At 62.8% G+C, this 17,144-nt stretch carries 16 protein-coding genes; 13 read left to right on the top strand and 3 right to left on the bottom strand.

Translation table 11 applies throughout. From position 1 onward, the window contains the following. The first annotated feature begins 91 nt into the window (after window positions 1-91). The 10 genes from AABA84_RS02535 to AABA84_RS02490 all read left to right on the top strand — a co-directional run bounded on the left by AABA84_RS02535 (window position 92) and on the right by AABA84_RS02490 (window position 9,492). Window positions 92-1,102, top strand: a complete 1,011-nt coding sequence (locus tag AABA84_RS02535) for an alpha/beta hydrolase (protein WP_338311239.1) — start codon at window positions 92-94, stop codon at window positions 1,100-1,102. Then, the gene (locus AABA84_RS02530; protein ID WP_212248445.1) at window positions 1,099-1,686 is read left to right on the top strand and encodes an inner membrane-spanning protein YciB; all 588 of its coding nucleotides are present in this window, start codon (window positions 1,099-1,101) and stop codon (window positions 1,684-1,686) included. The genes AABA84_RS02535 and AABA84_RS02530 overlap by 4 nt, the downstream gene beginning before the upstream one ends. A gap of 11 nt (window positions 1,687-1,697) precedes the next feature. Continuing rightward, window positions 1,698-2,255 carry a hypothetical protein gene (locus tag AABA84_RS02525; RefSeq protein ID WP_338311238.1) on the top strand — a complete coding sequence of 186 codons (558 nt, stop codon included), beginning with the start codon at window positions 1,698-1,700 and terminating at the stop codon, window positions 2,253-2,255. Between the two features lie 4 nt (window positions 2,256-2,259). Next, a complete protein-coding gene (locus AABA84_RS02520; protein ID WP_200470141.1) occupies window positions 2,260-2,562 on the top strand; it encodes a winged helix-turn-helix domain-containing protein in 303 nt (100 codons plus the stop codon). Window positions 2,563-2,800: 238 nt separating this feature from the next. Continuing rightward, complete coding sequence (locus AABA84_RS02515; protein WP_338311235.1) at window positions 2,801-3,991, top strand: DNA cytosine methyltransferase; 1,191 nt, start codon at window positions 2,801-2,803, stop codon at window positions 3,989-3,991. Beyond that, the gene (locus AABA84_RS02510) at window positions 3,988-5,148 is read left to right on the top strand and encodes a DNA cytosine methyltransferase (RefSeq protein ID WP_338311234.1); all 1,161 of its coding nucleotides are present in this window, start codon (window positions 3,988-3,990) and stop codon (window positions 5,146-5,148) included. The genes AABA84_RS02515 and AABA84_RS02510 overlap by 4 nt, the downstream gene beginning before the upstream one ends. After that, window positions 5,138-6,019: a Bpu10I family restriction endonuclease gene (locus AABA84_RS02505; protein WP_338311233.1), complete on the top strand. Its 882-nt coding sequence runs from the start codon at window positions 5,138-5,140 to the stop codon at window positions 6,017-6,019. The genes AABA84_RS02510 and AABA84_RS02505 overlap by 11 nt, the downstream gene beginning before the upstream one ends. Continuing rightward, the gene (locus AABA84_RS02500) at window positions 6,016-6,894 is read left to right on the top strand and encodes a Bpu10I family restriction endonuclease (RefSeq protein ID WP_338311232.1); all 879 of its coding nucleotides are present in this window, start codon (window positions 6,016-6,018) and stop codon (window positions 6,892-6,894) included. Before AABA84_RS02505 ends, AABA84_RS02500 begins: the two co-directional genes overlap by 4 nt. Window positions 6,895-7,105: 211 nt before the next feature. Next, window positions 7,106-8,389: a phosphoribosylamine--glycine ligase gene (gene purD, locus AABA84_RS02495; protein WP_338311231.1), complete on the top strand. Its 1,284-nt coding sequence runs from the start codon at window positions 7,106-7,108 to the stop codon at window positions 8,387-8,389. 200 nt (window positions 8,390-8,589) lie between these two features. Beyond that, entirely contained in the window at window positions 8,590-9,492 is a 903-nt protein-coding gene (locus tag AABA84_RS02490; protein WP_338311230.1) for an alpha/beta fold hydrolase, read from the top strand. Between the two features lie 107 nt (window positions 9,493-9,599). On the opposite strand, the gene AABA84_RS02485 is transcribed toward AABA84_RS02490, so the two are convergent. Then, window positions 9,600-10,058 carry a nucleoside deaminase gene (locus tag AABA84_RS02485; RefSeq protein WP_011090228.1) on the bottom strand — a complete coding sequence of 153 codons (459 nt, stop codon included), beginning with the start codon at window positions 10,056-10,058 and terminating at the stop codon, window positions 9,600-9,602. A gap of 119 nt (window positions 10,059-10,177) precedes the next feature. On the opposite strand from AABA84_RS02485, the gene AABA84_RS02480 reads away from it, so the two are divergent. After that, on the top strand, window positions 10,178-12,307 hold the full coding sequence (locus AABA84_RS02480) for a pseudouridine synthase (RefSeq protein ID WP_212248439.1): 2,130 nt from the start codon (window positions 10,178-10,180) through the stop codon (window positions 12,305-12,307). Window positions 12,308-12,309: 2 nt separating this feature from the next. Further along, window positions 12,310-12,864 carry a 16S rRNA (guanine(966)-N(2))-methyltransferase RsmD gene (gene rsmD, locus AABA84_RS02475; protein ID WP_338309614.1) on the top strand — a complete coding sequence of 185 codons (555 nt, stop codon included), beginning with the start codon at window positions 12,310-12,312 and terminating at the stop codon, window positions 12,862-12,864. Between the two features lie 96 nt (window positions 12,865-12,960). Here rsmD and mutL read toward each other — a convergent pair whose 3' ends face one another. Next, a complete protein-coding gene (gene mutL, locus AABA84_RS02470) occupies window positions 12,961-14,772 on the bottom strand; it encodes a DNA mismatch repair endonuclease MutL (RefSeq protein WP_338309615.1) in 1,812 nt (603 codons plus the stop codon). 251 nt (window positions 14,773-15,023) lie between these two features. On the opposite strand from mutL, the gene AABA84_RS02465 reads away from it, so the two are divergent. Beyond that, a complete protein-coding gene (locus AABA84_RS02465) occupies window positions 15,024-15,341 on the top strand; it encodes a ribbon-helix-helix domain-containing protein (RefSeq protein ID WP_212248436.1) in 318 nt (105 codons plus the stop codon). A gap of 220 nt (window positions 15,342-15,561) precedes the next feature. Here the strand turns inward: AABA84_RS02465 and AABA84_RS02460 are convergent, their stop codons facing one another. Continuing rightward, complete coding sequence (locus tag AABA84_RS02460; RefSeq protein WP_338311229.1) at window positions 15,562-17,130, bottom strand: GMC family oxidoreductase; 1,569 nt, start codon at window positions 17,128-17,130, stop codon at window positions 15,562-15,564. Window positions 17,131-17,144 lie beyond the last annotated feature (14 nt).

The raw sequence follows: 17,144 nt of genomic DNA, 5'->3' as shown, positions 1-17,144 counted from the left end.
TCGCCGCGCGGCGCCAATCCAGAGGTTGATTAAAAGAGTACTCTGTTATATAGAGTTCTCTATTGATTGATGCGTTTGAGGAGATGGAACAATGGCGGTCCGGTTGCTGCGCGGCATTTTGAATGGCCTGAAATGGGTCCTGTGTGCGGTCGGCGGCGTGGCGCTGATCCTGACAGCGATGATCGCAACGCCGCTCGAGCGCCCGCCTGAGATGCGGTCGGTCTCCGACTCCGCCAAGGGGATCGACTGGTCCACGTTGCCGGCGCTGGAGCGCTTCCAGGCCCGCGACGGCACCTGGATCGGCTTCCGCCATTACGCAGCGAACGGCCCGGCGGCAGGCCGGGGGGCGATCTTCATCCATGGCTCGTCCGGCTCCAGCGGCACCGTCAACCATGCGCTGACCCACGCGATCGCCTCGCGCGGGGTGGAGACCTGGGCGCTCGACATCCGCGGCCATGGCGGCTCCGGCACCCGCGGCGATATCGGCTATGTCGGCCAGCTCGAGGACGACCTCGTCGATTTCGTCGCCGAGATTCGCAAGACCGCGCCGGACCTGCCGCTCACCTTGATCGGCCATTCCGCCGGTGCCGGTTTCTCGCTGCGCGTCGCCGCGACGCCGATCATGCAGGACATGTTCGTGCGCACCGTGCTGCTCGCGCCCTATCTCGGCTATGACGCGCCGACCAACCGGCCGAACGCCGGCGGCTGGGCCAATTTCAATGTCCCGCGGTTCTTCGGTCTGACGGCGCTGCGCAAGCTCGGCATCGACTGCTGCTCGCAGCTTCCGGTGCTGGCCCTGGCGGTGCCGCCGACCTCGGCGAAGTACCTCGTCTCCATTTATTCGGATCGCCTGACGCGCAATTTCGCGACGCGCGGCTATCGCGTCGATCTTCCGGCAACCACGCGTCCGATCACGATCATCAGTGGCGCCGAGGACGAGATGATGATCTCGGACAAATATGCTGAAGTGGTGCAGGCGGTGAAGCCGTCGGTCGACGTCAAGGTCATCGACGGCATCAACCACATGGGCATGGTGACGAGCCCGAAGGCTGTCAACGCGATCGCCGAGGACGTGGCGACGCGGGGAGCTGGCCGGTCATGAAAAACCTGTTCGAAGCCGGAAAATTGTTGCTGCTCGACATGGCGGCGACGCTGTTCTTTCTCGTGCTCTATCTGCTGACCCACAATGTGACCCTGTCGGTCGTGCTCGGCATGGCACTGGGCATCGCCCAGATCGGCTGGCAGGTCGCGCGCCGCAAGCCGATCGACACGATGCAATGGATGAGCCTGTTCCTGGTGCTCGGCGCCGGCACCGTCACGCTGATCACTGACGATCCGCGTTTCGTCATGATCAAGCCGAGCGTGATCTACGTCGTCGTCGGCATCGTGATGCTGAAGCGCGGCTGGATGAACCGCTATCTGCCGCCGATCGCGATCGAGCTGGTGCCCGACATCGCAATCATCGTCGGGTACGCCTGGTCGGGCCTGATGTTCTTTTCTGCCGCGCTGAACGTGATCGTGGCTCTCAATTTCGACGTCGCGACCTGGTCGGCGGCCATGTCGATCTACGGCATCGTCAGCAAAGCCCTGATGTTCCTGATCGGTTACGCGCTCATGCGCACCATTGGCCGCAGACGACGTCTTGCCAGCGACCGCCCGCGCGATGTTGCGGCGATGCCGGGTTGATGGGGGCTGCCATGATCGACAGCAAGCAGGCATCCGAAGCGCTGGCCGAAATCGACGACATGGTTCATCGCGTTCGGCGATCGCGGGTCTACGACATCGCAAGCCAGATGATGATCCTTTGGGGCGCCCTGGTGTTCGCCGCGAATATCGCCACCTGGCTCTGGCCGCGTGAGGGCTACCCCATCTGGTTCGCCGTTTATGTCCTCGGCCTTACCGGATCGTTTGCCATCAGCGCGTCCAAACAGGCCAGCACGGGCGTCCGCGGCAGCTTCGACCGGCGGATGTTCGTTGCCTTCCTGCTGTGCATCGCCTTTGGCTATTTCTGCTCGCTGGTCCTCGGACATTTCTCGCCACGGCAGCAGGTCGCATTCTGGACGATCTATTTCATGCTGTTCTATGCGCTTGCGGGGCTATGGCTCGCCTACGCCTTCGTCGCAATTGCGGTGTGCATCACGGTGTTGACCCTGGTCGGCTATTATTTCGTGGCCGGCGACGCATTCGTGCCGTGGATGGCAGTCGTCAATGGCGGCGGCCTGATCCTCGGCGGCCTCTGGATGCGACGGAGCTAGCGCCGTGGCCGAGCTCGACGACATCATCCACCAGCCGCTGCGGCTCAAGATCATGGCCGCGCTGAACTCGCTGCCCGCCACCGCCGCCGGTCTCGAATTCTCCCGGCTCAAGAAGCTCACCGGCGCCACCGACGGCAATCTCGGCGCCCATATCGAGACGCTGGCCAAGGCCGGGTATGTGTCAGTGGAGAAGGCGTTCGTGGGGAAGAAGCCGCAGACGACGGTGACGGCCACGGCCGCCGGCCGGGGGGCCTTCGCGCGGCATGTGGCGACGTTGCAGGAGATCATTGCGGGGAAGCAGGTTTAGGCCATTGGCAGGGCTTGTACAGTTGAGTGGGTACTAACACCCGGAATATTACCCATTGATAGAACTCAACTTTTGCCGCTAAGACCTTTTGTAGTGACATCATGTATTTGGGGCAAGTGCTGTCGCCAGGCGCGACCAGCGATTGCTGGGCACATTTTCAAGGATCAGTGGCGGATTGAAACTGCAAGTGAGACAACGATAATTGTGAAACGATTCGCAGTGCGCGACTTGAGACCAGATGAGTGCAAAAAAAAGGTTGAGCGCCGTCGATCTATATGCGGGGGCGGGTGGGTTGTCTGTCGGGCTATCGGAGGCAGGGTTCCGGATAGAAGCCGCCGTGGAGCAAGACAAGTGGGCCGCAACCACATTCTCCAATAACGTCGATTGCGGGAAAGTGGTTGTCAGCAGCGTTGCCGAGCTGCCCGACGACTTCTTCGCCAAGCACAAGGGGGTCGATCTAGTGGTGGGAGGCCCGCCATGCCAGGGATTTTCTGTGACTGCCGCCAATCGGCGTAACGCGGGTGATACGCGCAACCTGGAGGTATTTCGATTTTTGGAGGCGGCCTTCCGTCTTAAGGCTGGCGCTATCGTCTTAGAAAACGTGCCTCCGTTTACGGGCTATCGCCTGGAGTCAGGCCAACTGTTGCTCGAGTCCGTTCTAGAGAAGCTCGCAGAGCAAAAATACGATGCTCGTTATTTCATTGCCGATTGTGCCGACTTCGGGGTGCCGCAAAACCGACGCCGACTGTTCCTCATGGCTGCGAAAAAAGGAAGGCTGCCCGACTTGCTCTCCTTTCGCTCTCACAGCGGACCTGATGTGCCATTGTTGGCGCAGAGCCGTTGGATTTCGGTAGAAGAAGCTATCTCCGATCTTCCGCCTACGGGACCAGGAATGTTGGATGAGGACGATGCGGTTGACTACACAGTTCCTCCGCAGACCCCTTTTCAAGAGGTTTTGCGGGGACGATCGGCTGGAAGCGTCTACAATCACGTATCCATGCGGCACTCCGAACGTCTAGTTCGCCGTTTCGCTGCCATCCCGATAGGTGGAAATGGTTTGTCCGTTTGGGACGAGCACTCGGCTCGCAAACGAGGGGACACGACACAAGAAGGCACTCGATTCCATCAAAACCATAGGCGGGTTGATCCTAACCGTCCGTCGCCCACCATCACTGCCTTCATGTATTCGACGTGCCTGCACCCCTTTCAGCATCGCAATCTGACTGTTCGCGAAGCAGCCCGACTTCAAACCTTTCCCGACTGGTTCCGCTTTTTTGGTAAGCGCACCACGCTTTCATCCAAGCTCTTGGCCAGGAAAGGCTTGGTGGAAGACATGGGACTGAATCAACTGAACCAAGTCGGAAATGCAGTCCCTCCCCGCATGGGCGCTGTCATCGGACAGGCGCTAACGAAAACGGTGTTCGCTTGACGCTTACAGCATTAGACCTCTTCTCAGGGGCAGGCGGTTTCTCTCTTGGGCTGAAGCAAGCTGGCGTATCGGTTGCTGGCTCAGTGGAGGCCGATCGATTTGCAGCATCGACTTACAAAAGGAATTTCAGCAGCAGTGTTGTAGCAAATCGCTCTGTTGAGGAATGTTCTGACAGATGGCTCCGGTCGCATTTTTCTGACGTGGACATCGTGGCAGGCGGCCCCCCTTGCCAAGGCTTTTCAGTGGCTGGCCCTCTCCAATACGGCCGCCTAGACGCGAGGAATGCGCTTGTTTTGGAGATGGCTCGCGTCGTGAAATGCGTGCGCCCAAGATTTGCCGTTTTGGAGAACGTTAGAGGTATCTTGTCGGGCAAACTGTCTGGCGCCCGTATGGCTCTGGATGCATACCTCGCAAGTCTTCAAGAAGCTCGGTATTTCTCCACTGTTGTGCGCCTTCAGGCCGCTGATTTCGGCGTTCCTCAGCTTCGAGAACGTGTTTTTGTGATTTCATCTAGAGATGAGGACGCGCTGAAAGCATTCGAGCCTTTGATTCAGCGTCGCAAGCTCAGTCGGCTAGCCTCTTCTGTTTGCTTTGGCGATTTGCCAACTTTAAACCCTGGCGAGGGAACAGATGAGGTAGTTCCGTATCCGAGAGCAGCTCAAAACAAGTATCAACTGCTAATGCGGCGCTCGTCTTCTGGGGTGGCGAACCACGTCGCCATGAAGCATACGCCTCGCATGCTCGCCCGTCTCGCGGTCATCGGCCACGGCGACTCAATGAAGGATGTATCCAGCGAGCATGGGCAGAGAAAGCGGAATTCCGGACTCATTGACGCCGGCCAACGCTACAAAATGAACTGCACTCGGATCAATCCGAAGCGGCCATCCATCTCGGTGCCAGCTAATTTTCAAACCATACACGTCCACCCGCATCAGCACAGGATGCTCACTGCTCGGGAAGGCGCGCGCCTTCAGGGCTTTCCTGACTCATTCGTATTCACCGGTCCGCGGACTTTGATGAGTCGGAAATTGCTTGAGCGTGAAGGAAGAACCGACGAAATCGGCTTGTCTCAGTATAACCAGATAGGAAACGCGGTTCCGCCTCCGCTGGCGCGTGCGATTGGCGAGACACTCCTGGAGCTCTGCGATGAGTTCTAAAGAATCTGGGTTGATTGAACTTGTCGAAGGTTGCTGCATTCCACAGGTAACACCGCATGCTTACAATCTGTTGCACCAGATCAAGCATGCGAAAAAAGACACTCTGCCGGTTCTTAAGACAATCGTGCCTGAATTTCTGAAGTTTGCAAAAGCAGCTTCGGCCGTAGATTCCGAGAATCTTCACGCCCACATTCCAAAGGCAGTTGTCGCGCTCGAGCGTTATCTCGCGTTGTTGAGGGTGAAGGAGAACGACAAGTTCGTTAGCCAGTCCGATTTCAAGACAAGCGTTATACCTGATTTTTTCTTGAGGATTTTCCATAAGTATATTGAGACCAACAAATTGCCATTCGCAGCAAGCGGGCAAACGGACCTCGCAATAGAAATTGCATTTGACCTAAAGCGACCCGGTGTCATTGTCCCGAGAATGCAGCGAGTAGACATTGCCGTCGTCAAAAAGATCAAACTGACGGCGGACGACACACAGCTCGCAGGTTTCTGCATTCCGTTGTTTGCAGCGGAAGCGAAGACCTACTTCGACAAGAATATGGTCTCTGGCGTGGACTATTCGGTCGCTTCGATGAAAAGCACGTTTCCACATTGCTTGTACTATGCGATCGGCGAGTTTGCCGACTTTGACCTCGCCGCTCACAGTTACGCATCAAGTGAGATCGACGAAATCTTCATTCTACGAAAGCAGAAGCGCTCAGCTTGGCGTAAGTCAAACGATGCGAACAAAATCGATGCAGAGCTAGTTGAAGAGATCATCAAAAACGTCTTCGCTTCGATAGTGTCGCAACAGTCCGTACACAAGGACCTAACGCTTCGGGTGCCGAACGGTCGGTTAATTCTTGGAAATCCCGCGCTAAAATGACCAAAATTCAGCCTAGCGCTCCTCTGCGTTCACCGCACGGCAGCCTGTTGCGAAGAAAGGCGAAGGATAATCCAACGCTAGCATCAATTTTGGGTTCCTATGAGAAGTTCTCGACTGCTGCTCTCAGCCTAGTCGTGTCTGATAAGAACAGCGTGTTTGCGCTCGTCGAAGCATTTAACGCTTATCGGAACGAAGCGGTCTACCTCTTTGAATCGGGCAAGAATGTCCCACAAGAGAATTTACGCTCTACCATGCTTGAAGAGCTGTTTTCATGGCTGTTCAAGGATCTCTTCGCCATCCTCCAGTTCGACCAACCAACGAATTACTGGGCGGGCAAGGCCACTAGCAGCTATCTGACGTTGACTTTCGCGCCCAAAAACTTCCAAAGCCTTTTCGAAGATCCCAACCCCAAGATCAGTAAGAAAGACCAGGACTTTGCAATCGGCGCGACGGTCGCAATCAAGGTCATGGCAAGTAAATCGGACGATTCGGCACCGGCGCTAACAGTGATCTTGCCCGTGGTTGCCATCGAGTGCAAAACGTACCTAGCGAAAAATCACCTCGATATGTGCTCTGCCACTGCGCAAAGTCTAAAGCGCGCCAACCCTTATTGCATGTATCTGATTGCCACAGAATTTCTGAAGATGGACTCCGAAGTCACCCCAGAGGTCACCGACATCTCGGAGATTTTCATTTTATGCAAAGCAGAAAACGCCGAGCGAAAGAAGCGTCAGTCTGAAGGTAAACCGCCTCACCCCATGCATGCTGACGTGGTGTGGGAGCTTTTCAGTATGGTTATGGGCCATCTGCGCGCAGTTTGGTGGGACCCTGCTAGCTCCTTGGACAGGGGCAAAGTTATCGGGCGCCCGTTCTAAAAACAGAGCGAAGGCTGGTATTCCGCAAGGTTCGTGGCTCCGCCGAAAGCCGGGGGGAGCTTCCGGAGCGTCACCAACTGTTCTGCGCACGGCCCGATGAATGCCGGCTCGCGCGCGGCCCGGAATGATGGAAGTGTGGGCCACCCCCTTGAGCCCCGCCCCGATTCATGCGACCTCCGCCCCCAGCAAAACCCCTCATTTCGAGCCTTCGATGCACATTCTCCTGCTTGGTTCCGGCGGCCGTGAACATGCCCTCGCATGGAAAATCGCAGCCTCGCCTCTCGTGACCAAATTCTGGTGCGCGCCCGGCAATGCCGGCATCGCGCGGGAGGCGGAGTGCGTGGCGCTCGATGTTGCCGACCATGCTGCCGTGATCGCCTTCTGCAAGACCAACGCGGTCGAGCTCGTGGTGGTCGGGCCGGAGACGCCGCTGGCGGCCGGCATCGTCGACGATCTCACCGCCGCCGGCATCAAGGCGTTCGGGCCGAACAGGATCCCCGCCCAGCTCGAGAGCTCCAAGGGCTTTACCAAGGCGCTGTGCACCGAGTTCGGTATTCCCACAGGCGCCTACAAGCGCTTCACCAATGCCGATGACGCGCGCGCCTATGTGCAGAGCACGGGCGCGCCGATCGTGGTGAAGGCGGATGGTCTCGCCGCCGGCAAGGGCGTCGTCGTCGCCAAAACCGTGCGCGAGGCGGAGGACGCCATCGACATGATGTTCGAGGGCGCCTTTGGCGAGGCCGGAGCCGAGGTCGTGATCGAGGAGTTTCTGCCCGGCCGCGAGATCAGCTTCTTTGCGCTGTGCGACGGCGAGACCGCGATTCCGCTGGCCTCCGCGCAGGACCACAAGCGCGTGTTCGACCACGACGTCGGACCGAACACCGGCGGCATGGGCGCCTATTCGCCGACGCCTTTGGTCACGCCCGCGATCCACGACGCGATCATGGCGAAGATCATTTTGCCGACGGTCGCGGGCATGAAGCAGCGCGGCACGCCGTTCCGCGGCATTCTCTATGCCGGCATCATGCTGACGACGCAGGGCCCAAAGCTGTTCGAGTTCAACGTCCGCTTCGGCGATCCCGAGTGCCAGGTCCTGATGCTGCGCATGATGTCGGACATCGTGCCGGCGTTCATCGCCGCCTGCGACGGGGAGTTGAAGCATTTCGATCTGCGCTGGCATCCGGACTCCGCGCTCACGGTGGTGATGGCGGCCAAGGGCTATCCCGGCGACTACCAGAAGGGCACGCGGATCGAGGGGCTCGATGACGCTGCCAAGGTGGACACCGTCGAGATCTTCCACGCCGGCACGGTCGCGAAGGACGGCGCGATCCTCGCGAGTGGCGGCCGCGTGCTCAATGTCTGCGCGTTGGGCAAGACCGTGACGGAGGCGCAGGCGCGCGCCTACCAGGCCGTCGACCGCATCAACTGGCCCGAGGGCTTCTGCCGCCGTGACATCGGCTGGCAGGCGGTGGAGGCGGAGAAGGCCAAGGGGTAGTCGAGGGCTAGTCGAGGGCTCGTCCAGAGCGAGCTCGGCGCGGTTGGCGTCACCGGATCGCCACATCAGCCCGCCAGAATGTGCAATCGGTCGTTGGGGTTAGTGGCCCCGATGATGATACCGGTACTGTGCATGGGGTTGTTTTCGCAAATTTTGGTGTCGGGGACCGGCCCCGACTGACCCCTCAAGGATGCAACAAGATGTCCGATCTCGCCGACCTCTATCCGGGCTTTGGCTCTGAATGGATCAATACCTCGTTCGGCCGCATCTTCGCCCGCGTCGGCGGCAAGGGCCCACCGCTGCTGCTGTTGCACGGCTTCTCCGAGACCAACGTGATGTGGCACCGCGTGGCGCCGGAGCTGGCCGACGCCTTCACGCTGATCATCGCCGATCTGCCGGGCTATGGCTGGTCCGACATGCCGGAGAGCGATGCGCTGCACATCCCCTACAGCAAGCGCGCCATGGCCAAGGCGATGGTGGAGGTGATGGAGCGGCTCGGCCACGTCCACTTCGCACTGGCCGGCCACGACCGCGGCGGCCGCGTCTCCTATCGCCTCGCGCTCGACCATCCCGGCCGGCTGTCGAAGCTCGCGGTGCTCGATATCCTGCCGACCTATAATTACTGGGAGCGGATGAACCGCGCCTACGCGCTGAAGATCTATCACTGGACCTTCCTGGCGCAGCCCTATCCGCTGCCGGAGACGCTGATCTCCTCCAACGGCGAGTTCTTCCTGCGCTTCAAGATGGCGAGCCAGACCAGGTCGAGGACGCTGGATGCCATCGACCCGCGCGCGCTCGAGCACTACATCGCCCCGTTCCGCGATCCCGCCCGCGTGCACGCGATGTGCGAGGACTACCGCGCCGGCGCCTATTTCGACTACGACCTCGACAAGGCCGATTTCGAAGCCGGCAAGAAGATCACCATTCCCATGCTGGCGCTGTGGGGCAATGCCGGCGTGGCACAGGCCGCCGCGACGCCGCTCGACGTTTGGAGGCAATGGGCGACCAACGTGGAGGGCATGCCGGTGGATTCCGGCCACTTCCTCACCGAGGAGAATCCGGACGTGACAGCACGGACGCTGCGCGAGTTCTTCACGGCTTAACGATCTTGTAGCCCGGATGGCGCGAAGCGAAATCCGGGGTCTGTTAGTCAGCGCGGCGACACTGTCCCGGATTGCGCTTCGCTCCATCCGGGCTACGCGACGCCGGATTACCGCCGCTCGCGAAAGAACTCCTTGAGCAGCCGCGCCGCCTCGCTCTCGCCGACGCCGGAATAGACATCCGGGGCATGATGGCAGGTCGGCGAGGCGAAGAACCGCACGCCTGATTCCACCGCGCCGCCCTTGGGATCGGCGGCGCCGTAATAGAGCCGCCTGACCCTTGCAAACGAGATCGCGCCCGCACACATGGTGCAGGGCTCCAGCGTCACGTAGAGGTCGCAGTCCACCAGGCGCTCGCTGCCGATCTTTTTCGCCGCCTCGCGCAGCGCGACGATCTCGGCGTGAGCAGTGGGGTCGTAATCGGTCAGCGTCCGGTTCGCCGCGGTGGCGATCACCTCGTAATTGCGGACCACCACGCAGCCGATCGGAACTTCGCCCGCCTTTCCGGCATTTTCGGCCGTTTTGAGCGCCAAATCCATGAAAGAGGGGGCTTTCAAGCCTCGTATCATCGCCAGAAACCTGCTAGTAGCTGCGCCTTCAGCAGAAGTGCTTACCGATTTTGCCTGAGCTTGCGGCTCGGAACGAGCGCGCACAAAGCTTTTTGGCTACCCCCTGAGTGAGATCATTCATGCCTCGCGACAGCGACAAAGACAACGATTCCCGCGGCCGGCGTGATCGAGGCGGCCCGCCCAAGGGCCGGTCCGGCAAGCCGCGCGGTCCCGAGAAGAAGTTCGCCAAGCGCGGCCCCGAGGGCAGGAGCGACGCCCGCCCGCCCCGTGGCGACCGCGACAGCCGCGCGCCCCGCGAGGGTCAACCCTTCCGCCGCCGCGAGGAGGGCGATGCGCCGCGCCGCGATTTCAGCGATCGGCCGAAGTTCAAGCGCGACGACCGCGGCGGCGCGGAGCGTGGCGAGCGCAGCTTCAAGCCCCGCGGCGACCGTCCGTTTTCCGATCGCTCCTCGCGCGACGGCGAGAAGCGTCCCTTCAAGCCGCGTGGCGATCGCCCGTCCTATGGCCGCGACGACCGTCCGCCGCGCAGGGATCGTGACGATTCCCGCCCGGCCGGCCGGACCGGTGACAGAAAGTTTGGCGACAAGAAGCCCTACGCGCCGCGTGGCGACCGCCCGGAACGCAAGTTCGACGGCGAGCGGAAGTTCTCGCGGGGCGCACCCGATCGCGGGCCGCGCGAAGATCGTGGCGAGCGCAGTTTTAAGCCGCGTGGAGATCGCCCGAATTTCGATCGCGGTGATCGTGCGCCGCGTGGCGACCGTCCGGAGCGCAAGTTCGACGGCGAGCGAAAGTTTTCGCGAGGCGCACCTGATCGCGAACGCGACCGTGGGGATCGCGGGCCGCGCAAGGATTTCGGCGGCCGCGACCGCGGCGGGGACAAGCCCTGGCAAAAGCGCGAAGGCGGCGAGGACCGTCCCCGGTTCTCGCGTTCGCGCGACGATCGCACCTCGGGTGATCGCCCGTTCCGCGAGCGGCCCAAATTCGATCGGCCCCGCGAGGATCGTCCGAAATTCGATCGGCCCCGTCGCGACGGCGATGGCGACCGCGGCGGCGACCGGCCGAAATTCAATCGTCCGCGCGAGCGCTCGGAAGGCCGTTCGGATTGGCACGAGCATCCGCGCAGCGAGGGCCGTTTCGGCGATCGCCCGCGCCGTGAAAACGAGGACGAGAGCCGGATTTTCGAGAAACGCCCCGCCTTCGGCGGCCGCGGCGCCTATCGCGAGCGCGACCGTGATTTCGACCGACGGCCGCGCCGGGAGGAAGAGCCGAAGCCGAAGAAGGCCGGCGAGCGCATCGCCAAGGCGCTGGCCCGCGCGGGGCTTGCCTCGCGCCGCGATGCCGAGGAGATGGTCACGCAGGGCCGCGTCACCGTCAACGGCCGCGTCATCAACTCGCCGGCGCTCGACATTACAAAGAACGACGTCGTTCTGGTCGACGGCAAGCCGTTGCCGGAGCGCGAACGCACGCGGCTGTTCCTCTATCACAAGCCGCGCGGACTGATGACCACGCATGACGACCCCGAGGGTCGTCCGACCGTGTTCGACAATCTGCCCGAAGGCCTGCCGCGGCTGATCTCGATCGGCCGGCTCGACTTCAACACCGAGGGCCTGCTGCTGCTCACCAATGACGGCGGCCTCGCGCGCACGCTCGAGCTGCCCGATACCGGCTGGCTGCGCCGCTACCGCGTTCGCGCCCATGGCGACGTCACCCAGGCGCAGCTCGACGAGCTCAAGAACGGCATCGAGGTCGAGGGCGTCAAATACGGTCCGATCGAAGCCACGCTGGAGCGCGACCAGGGCGCCAATGTCTGGCTGGTGTTCGCGATCCGCGAAGGCAAGAACCGCGAGGTGCGCAATGTCTGCGCCCATCTCGGGCTCGAGGTGAACCGGCTGATCCGGGTCTCCTATGGTCCGTTCCAGCTCGGCGAGGTGCCCGAAGGTCAGGTCGAGGAGATCAAGTCGCGCGTGCTGCGCGACCAGCTCGGCGACAAGGTGATCGAGAAGTCGGGGGCGCAGTTCGACGTGCCCTCGAAATCCGCCTCGCGCGTCGACGACGCGCCGCGCGAGACGAAGCCCGCCAGCAAGCGCGCGGTGATCAACGACCGCAAGGGCCGCCGCGTGCTGGTGCAGCGCACCGGCAGCGAGGAGGCGCGCGAGCGCAACGAGGAAGAGGCCAGCGGCTACGGCCCGCCGCGCCGTCCCAAGCGCGGCTATCACGGCAAGCGCGACCTGACGCCGAAGGAGGACTAGGGTTGCGCGTCGTCGGCGGTCGTTTGAAGGGGCGTAATCTCGCCTCACCGTCCTCGCGCGACATCCGCCCCACGGCGGACCGCCTGCGCGAGTCCGTGTTCAACATCCTCGTGCACGCCTATGACGATCCGATTCAAGACGCGCGCGTGCTCGATCTCTTCGCCGGCACCGGCGCGCTCGGCATCGAGGCGTCGTCGCGCGGCGCGAAGTTCACGCTGTTCGTCGATAATGGCGCGGAAGCGCGGGCGCTGCTGCGCAATAACGTCGAGTCGCTCGGCCTCGGCGGCGTGACCAAAGTGTATCGCCGCGATGCGACCGATCTCGGCCCCGCGCATCCCGTCGAGCCGTTCTCGCTGGCGTTCCTCGATCCGCCCTACGGCAAGGGTCTTGCGGAGAAGGCGCTGGCCTCCTTGCGCGATGGCGGCTGGCTGACGCCCGGCGCGTTGATTGTGGTCGAGGAGGCGAAGGCCGCGCAGTTCGTGGCGCCTGATGGCTTCGAGGAATTGGAGCGGCGGGCGTATGACGATACGGAGTTCGTGTTTTTGAAGAGATCGTAGGGTGGGCAAAGGCGCGCTCTTCGCGCGCCGTGCCCACCATCGAAGGCTGAGATCGTGATGGTGGGCACGCTACGCTTTGCCCACCCTACGGCACTGTCACCGTCTTCCGAACAGCTTCTCCACATCGCTCAGCTTCAGCTCGACATAGGTCGGCCGGCCGTGATTGCACTGGCCGGAGTTCGGGGTGTCCTCCATCTCGCGGAGCAGGGCGTTCATCTCCTCGGGCCGCAGCCTGCGGCCGGCGCGCACCGAGCCGTGGCAGGCCATGGTCGCGGCGACGTGCATCAGGCGGCGCTCGAGCGGCAGCGCTTCGTCCCATTCGGCCATATGCTCTGAGAGGTCGCGCAAGAGCCCGCCCGCATTGGTCTTGCCGAGCAGCGACGGCGTCTCGCGCACGGCGACCGCGCCCGGGCCGAAGGATTCGATGGCGAGGCCGAACGATGCGAGCTCCTCGCTGCGCTCGAGCAGGCGCTCCACCGTCGCCTCGTCCATCTCGACGATCTCGGGAATGAGGAGGATCTGCCGCTGCACGCCGTTCGCGGCCAGCGAGGCCTTCAGCCGCTCATAGACGATGCGCTCATGCGCGGCGTGCTGGTCGACGATGATCAATCCGTCGCGGGTTTGCGAGACGATATAGGTCTCGTGGATCTGCGTGCGCGCCGCGCCGAGCGGGCGGTCGACGAGATCGCTGACGGGCTGCGTCTCGATCCTCACGTCCGCACTGGGCGCCCCGACGTCGAAGGCCGCCTGCGCGCGCTCGGCGAAGGCAGGCGCCGCGGCGCCTTCGAAGGACGGCATCGGCGCAACGGGAGCCGACGGCGAGGCCCGCCAGTCCCAGCTTGCGGGACGCGGCGTGAAGGCCGGTCGGAACGCGGACAACGCGCTCTCGCCGCTGTTGGCGGCGGTGCGCCGGCCCTCCCGCGCGAGGCCTTCCTTCAGCCCGTGCACGATCAGCGCGCGGACCAGACCGGCGTTACGGAAGCGCACTTCAGTCTTGGCCGGATGCACGTTGGCATCGACCTCACGCGGATCGAGCGTGACGAATAGCGCCAGCACCGGATGCCGGTCGCGCGGCAGATAGTCGGCATAGGCGCCGCGCACCGCCCCTAAGATGAGCTTGTCGCGCACCGGGCGGCCGTTGACGAAGAGATATTGCCCGAGCGCATTGGCTTTGGTCAGCGCCGGGGCCGCGGCGTAGCCGGCGACGACCACGCCCTCGCGCTCGGCATGGACCTCGAAGGCATGGCTGCGGAATTCCGCGCCCAGGATGTCGCCGAGCCGCGTCAGGCGGCCGGCGGCGCCGGGCAGGGCGGCAGCCCAAGTCACCGGTGCGCGCTCTTCGCCGGCCAGCGTGAAGGCGATATCGGGTCGCGCCATCGCGAGGCGCCTGACCACTTCGCGGATCGCCTCGGCCTCGGTGCGGTCGGTCTTCAAAAATTTCAGCCGGGCCGGCGTCGCGTAGAAGAGGTCGCCAACCTCGACGCGGGTGCCATGCGCCAGCGCCGCCGGCATGATCTCGGACTTCTCGCCGCCTTCGACCGACAGTGCCCAGGCATGCGGCTCGCTGGCATGGCGCGTGGTAATGGACAGCCGTGCCACCGAGCCGATCGAGGGCAGCGCCTCGCCGCGGAACCCGAGGGTGCGGATCTGCAGCAGATCCTCGTCGTCGAGCTTGGAGGTGGCGTGGCGCTCGACCGCGAGCGCCAGGTCCTTCGCGGTCATGCCGCCGCCGTCATCGGTGATGCCGATCCGGCGTCGGCCGCCGCCGTCGGTGAAGACGTCGATCCGGCTCGCGCCGGCATCGATGGCGTTCTCCACCAGCTCCTTGACCACGCTCGCCGGCCGCTCGACCACCTCGCCGGCGGCGATGCGGTTGACGACTTGCTCTGGAAGCTGGCGGACGGGCATGGGCTCTGGACTTAGGCTTACGATCTGGATTCGCTGACGGCGCTATTCTAGGCCGTGTTGCGTCAAAAGCATGTGTTGGGCAACAGCCGCGTGACGGCCTGGGGAAGAGGGATGCCTATCACATTGAAGACATTGGCCGTTCGAGAAAATCGCGCAATCCGGAGCCGGCTTCCCCGGCGACTGTCCTGATTGTGGGGTGTGGGGCGGCGGTGTAGCATTGTGAAAAAATGGCAACAGGACGGGAGGACGCCATGTGCCATCTCTTTGCGCACCAGCCCCAACGCGACTACGAATCCCAGACCCGCTCATTGCGGATCGGCGGCCATTGCACCTCGATCCGCCTGGAAATGGCGTTCTGGGACACGCTGGAGGAGATCGCGGCCAAGGAGAATATGAGCGTCGGCAAGTTCCTGACCACGCTCTACAACGAGGTCCTCGACCATCACGGCGAGGTCAACAATTTCGCCTCGCTGCTGCGCTGCTCGTGCTTGATCTACCGATCGAAGAGCATGGTGACGGCGCCGGAGTTCAAGGCCACGGTGGCGCCCATGCTCGACGCGGCGGAGTAGCAGTTGGGCGCGAGCACGCTTCCACAATGTCGTCCCGGCGAACGCCGGGACCCATACCGCGTGATCTCGCTGTTGCAGAAGGTCGGTGTACCGAACGATCAATCTTCGCCAAATGTCTCCCTGTGGTTATGGGTCCCGGCGTTCGCCGGGACGACACCTTGGGTGTGGATACGCAATCCTTCAACGTCGCCATCGCTGGCGCGGTGACAACACCCCCTCCTCAAATCTCCTTCTTCTGCATCGCACCCGCGATGTAGTCCGCCTGCCGGATCGCCAGCGCGACGATGGTCAGCGTCGGGTTGCAGGCAGCCCCGCTGGTGAACTGGCTGCCGTCCGAGACGAACAGGTTCTTGACGTCGTGGCTCTGTCCGAACTTGTTGACGACGCCGTCCCGGGGCTTCTCGCTCATTCGGTTGGTGCCGAGATTGTGGGTGCTCGGATAGGGCGGCGTTGGATAGGTCACGGTGGCGCCGACGGCGTCGTAGACCGCAGCGCCCTGCTTGTAGGCGTGGGCGCGCATCGCGATATCGTTGGGATGATCGTCGAAATGCACGCTCGCGACCGGCTGCCCGAACTTGTCCTTCATGACCGGGTCGAGCGTGATGCGGTTGGTCTCCTGCGGCATGTCCTCGCCGACCAGCCACATGCCGGCCATCCTGGGATAACCGTCGAGCGCCGCCGTGAACGGACGTCCCCAGGCGCCGGGATTGAGGAACGCCGCCATGAAGGGCAGGCCGAGCGATAGCGTCTCCATCTCGTAGCCGCCGACGAAACCGCGCTTCGGATTGTTGGCGGCCTCGTCGCGGATGATGCCGGCCATCGTGGTGCCGCGATACATGTGCACCGATTTCTCGAATACCGCATAGACGCTGCCGGTCATGTGCCGCATGTAGTTGCGGCCGACCTGGCCCGATGAATTGCCGAGGCCATCGGGGAACATGGTCGAGGCGCTGTTGAGCAGCAGCCGCGGGCTCTCGATCGAGTTGCCGGCGACCGCGACGATGCGCGCCTTCTGGCGCTGCATCGCGCCGCTCTCGTCGGCGTAGACCACGCCGGTCACCTTGCCGCCGGCATCGTGCTCGATCTTGACCGCCATGCTGGCGGGACGGACCTCGAGATTGCCGGTCGCCTCGCCCTTGGGGATCTCGGTGTAGAGCGTCGACCATTTCGCGCCGGACTTGCAGCCCTGGAAGCAGAAGCCGATCTGCTGGCAGGCGCCGCGGCCGTCGCGCGGCTGGCTGTTGATCGCCATGTTGCCGGTGTGCACGGTCTTGTAGCCGAGCTTCTTCGCACCGGCTTCCAGCACTTTGTAATTGTTGTTGCCGGGAAGTCCGGGAATGCCGTTGGTGCGGGTTACGCCCATCTTGTTCTCGGCCTTGGCGTACCACGGCTCCATCTCGGCGAGCGTGACCGGCCAGTCCAGGAGGTTGGCGCCGGGAATGCTGCCGTAGGTGCTCTTCACCCTGAACTCGTGCTCGTCGAAGCGCAGCGACGCGCCGGCCCAGTGCGTGGTCGAGCCGCCGACCGCCTTGACGATCCAGGCGGGAAGACCCGAGAAGTCTTTTGCAACACGCCATGTCCCGGATGTGGTGCGGGGATCGGTCCAGGCGAGCTGCGAGAAGCTCTCCCACTCGTCGTTGATGAAATCGTGGTTCTCGATGCGGGGACCTGCTTCGAGAATGACCACCTTGACGCCCTTCTGCGCGAGCTCGTTGCCCAGCGTGCCGCCGCCGGCACCGGAGCCGACGATCACCACAACGCTGGAGTCGTTCAGATCGAATTTTGCCATATGCGTTCTCCTGA

Origin of the sequence: Bradyrhizobium sp. TM239 (assembly GCF_036247985.1) — a bacterium.
Taxonomy (GTDB): domain Bacteria; phylum Pseudomonadota; class Alphaproteobacteria; order Rhizobiales; family Xanthobacteraceae; genus Bradyrhizobium; species Bradyrhizobium ottawaense.
Note: the sequence above shows the minus strand (reverse complement) of the source record. Positions and strands in the feature narration are given on the sequence as shown.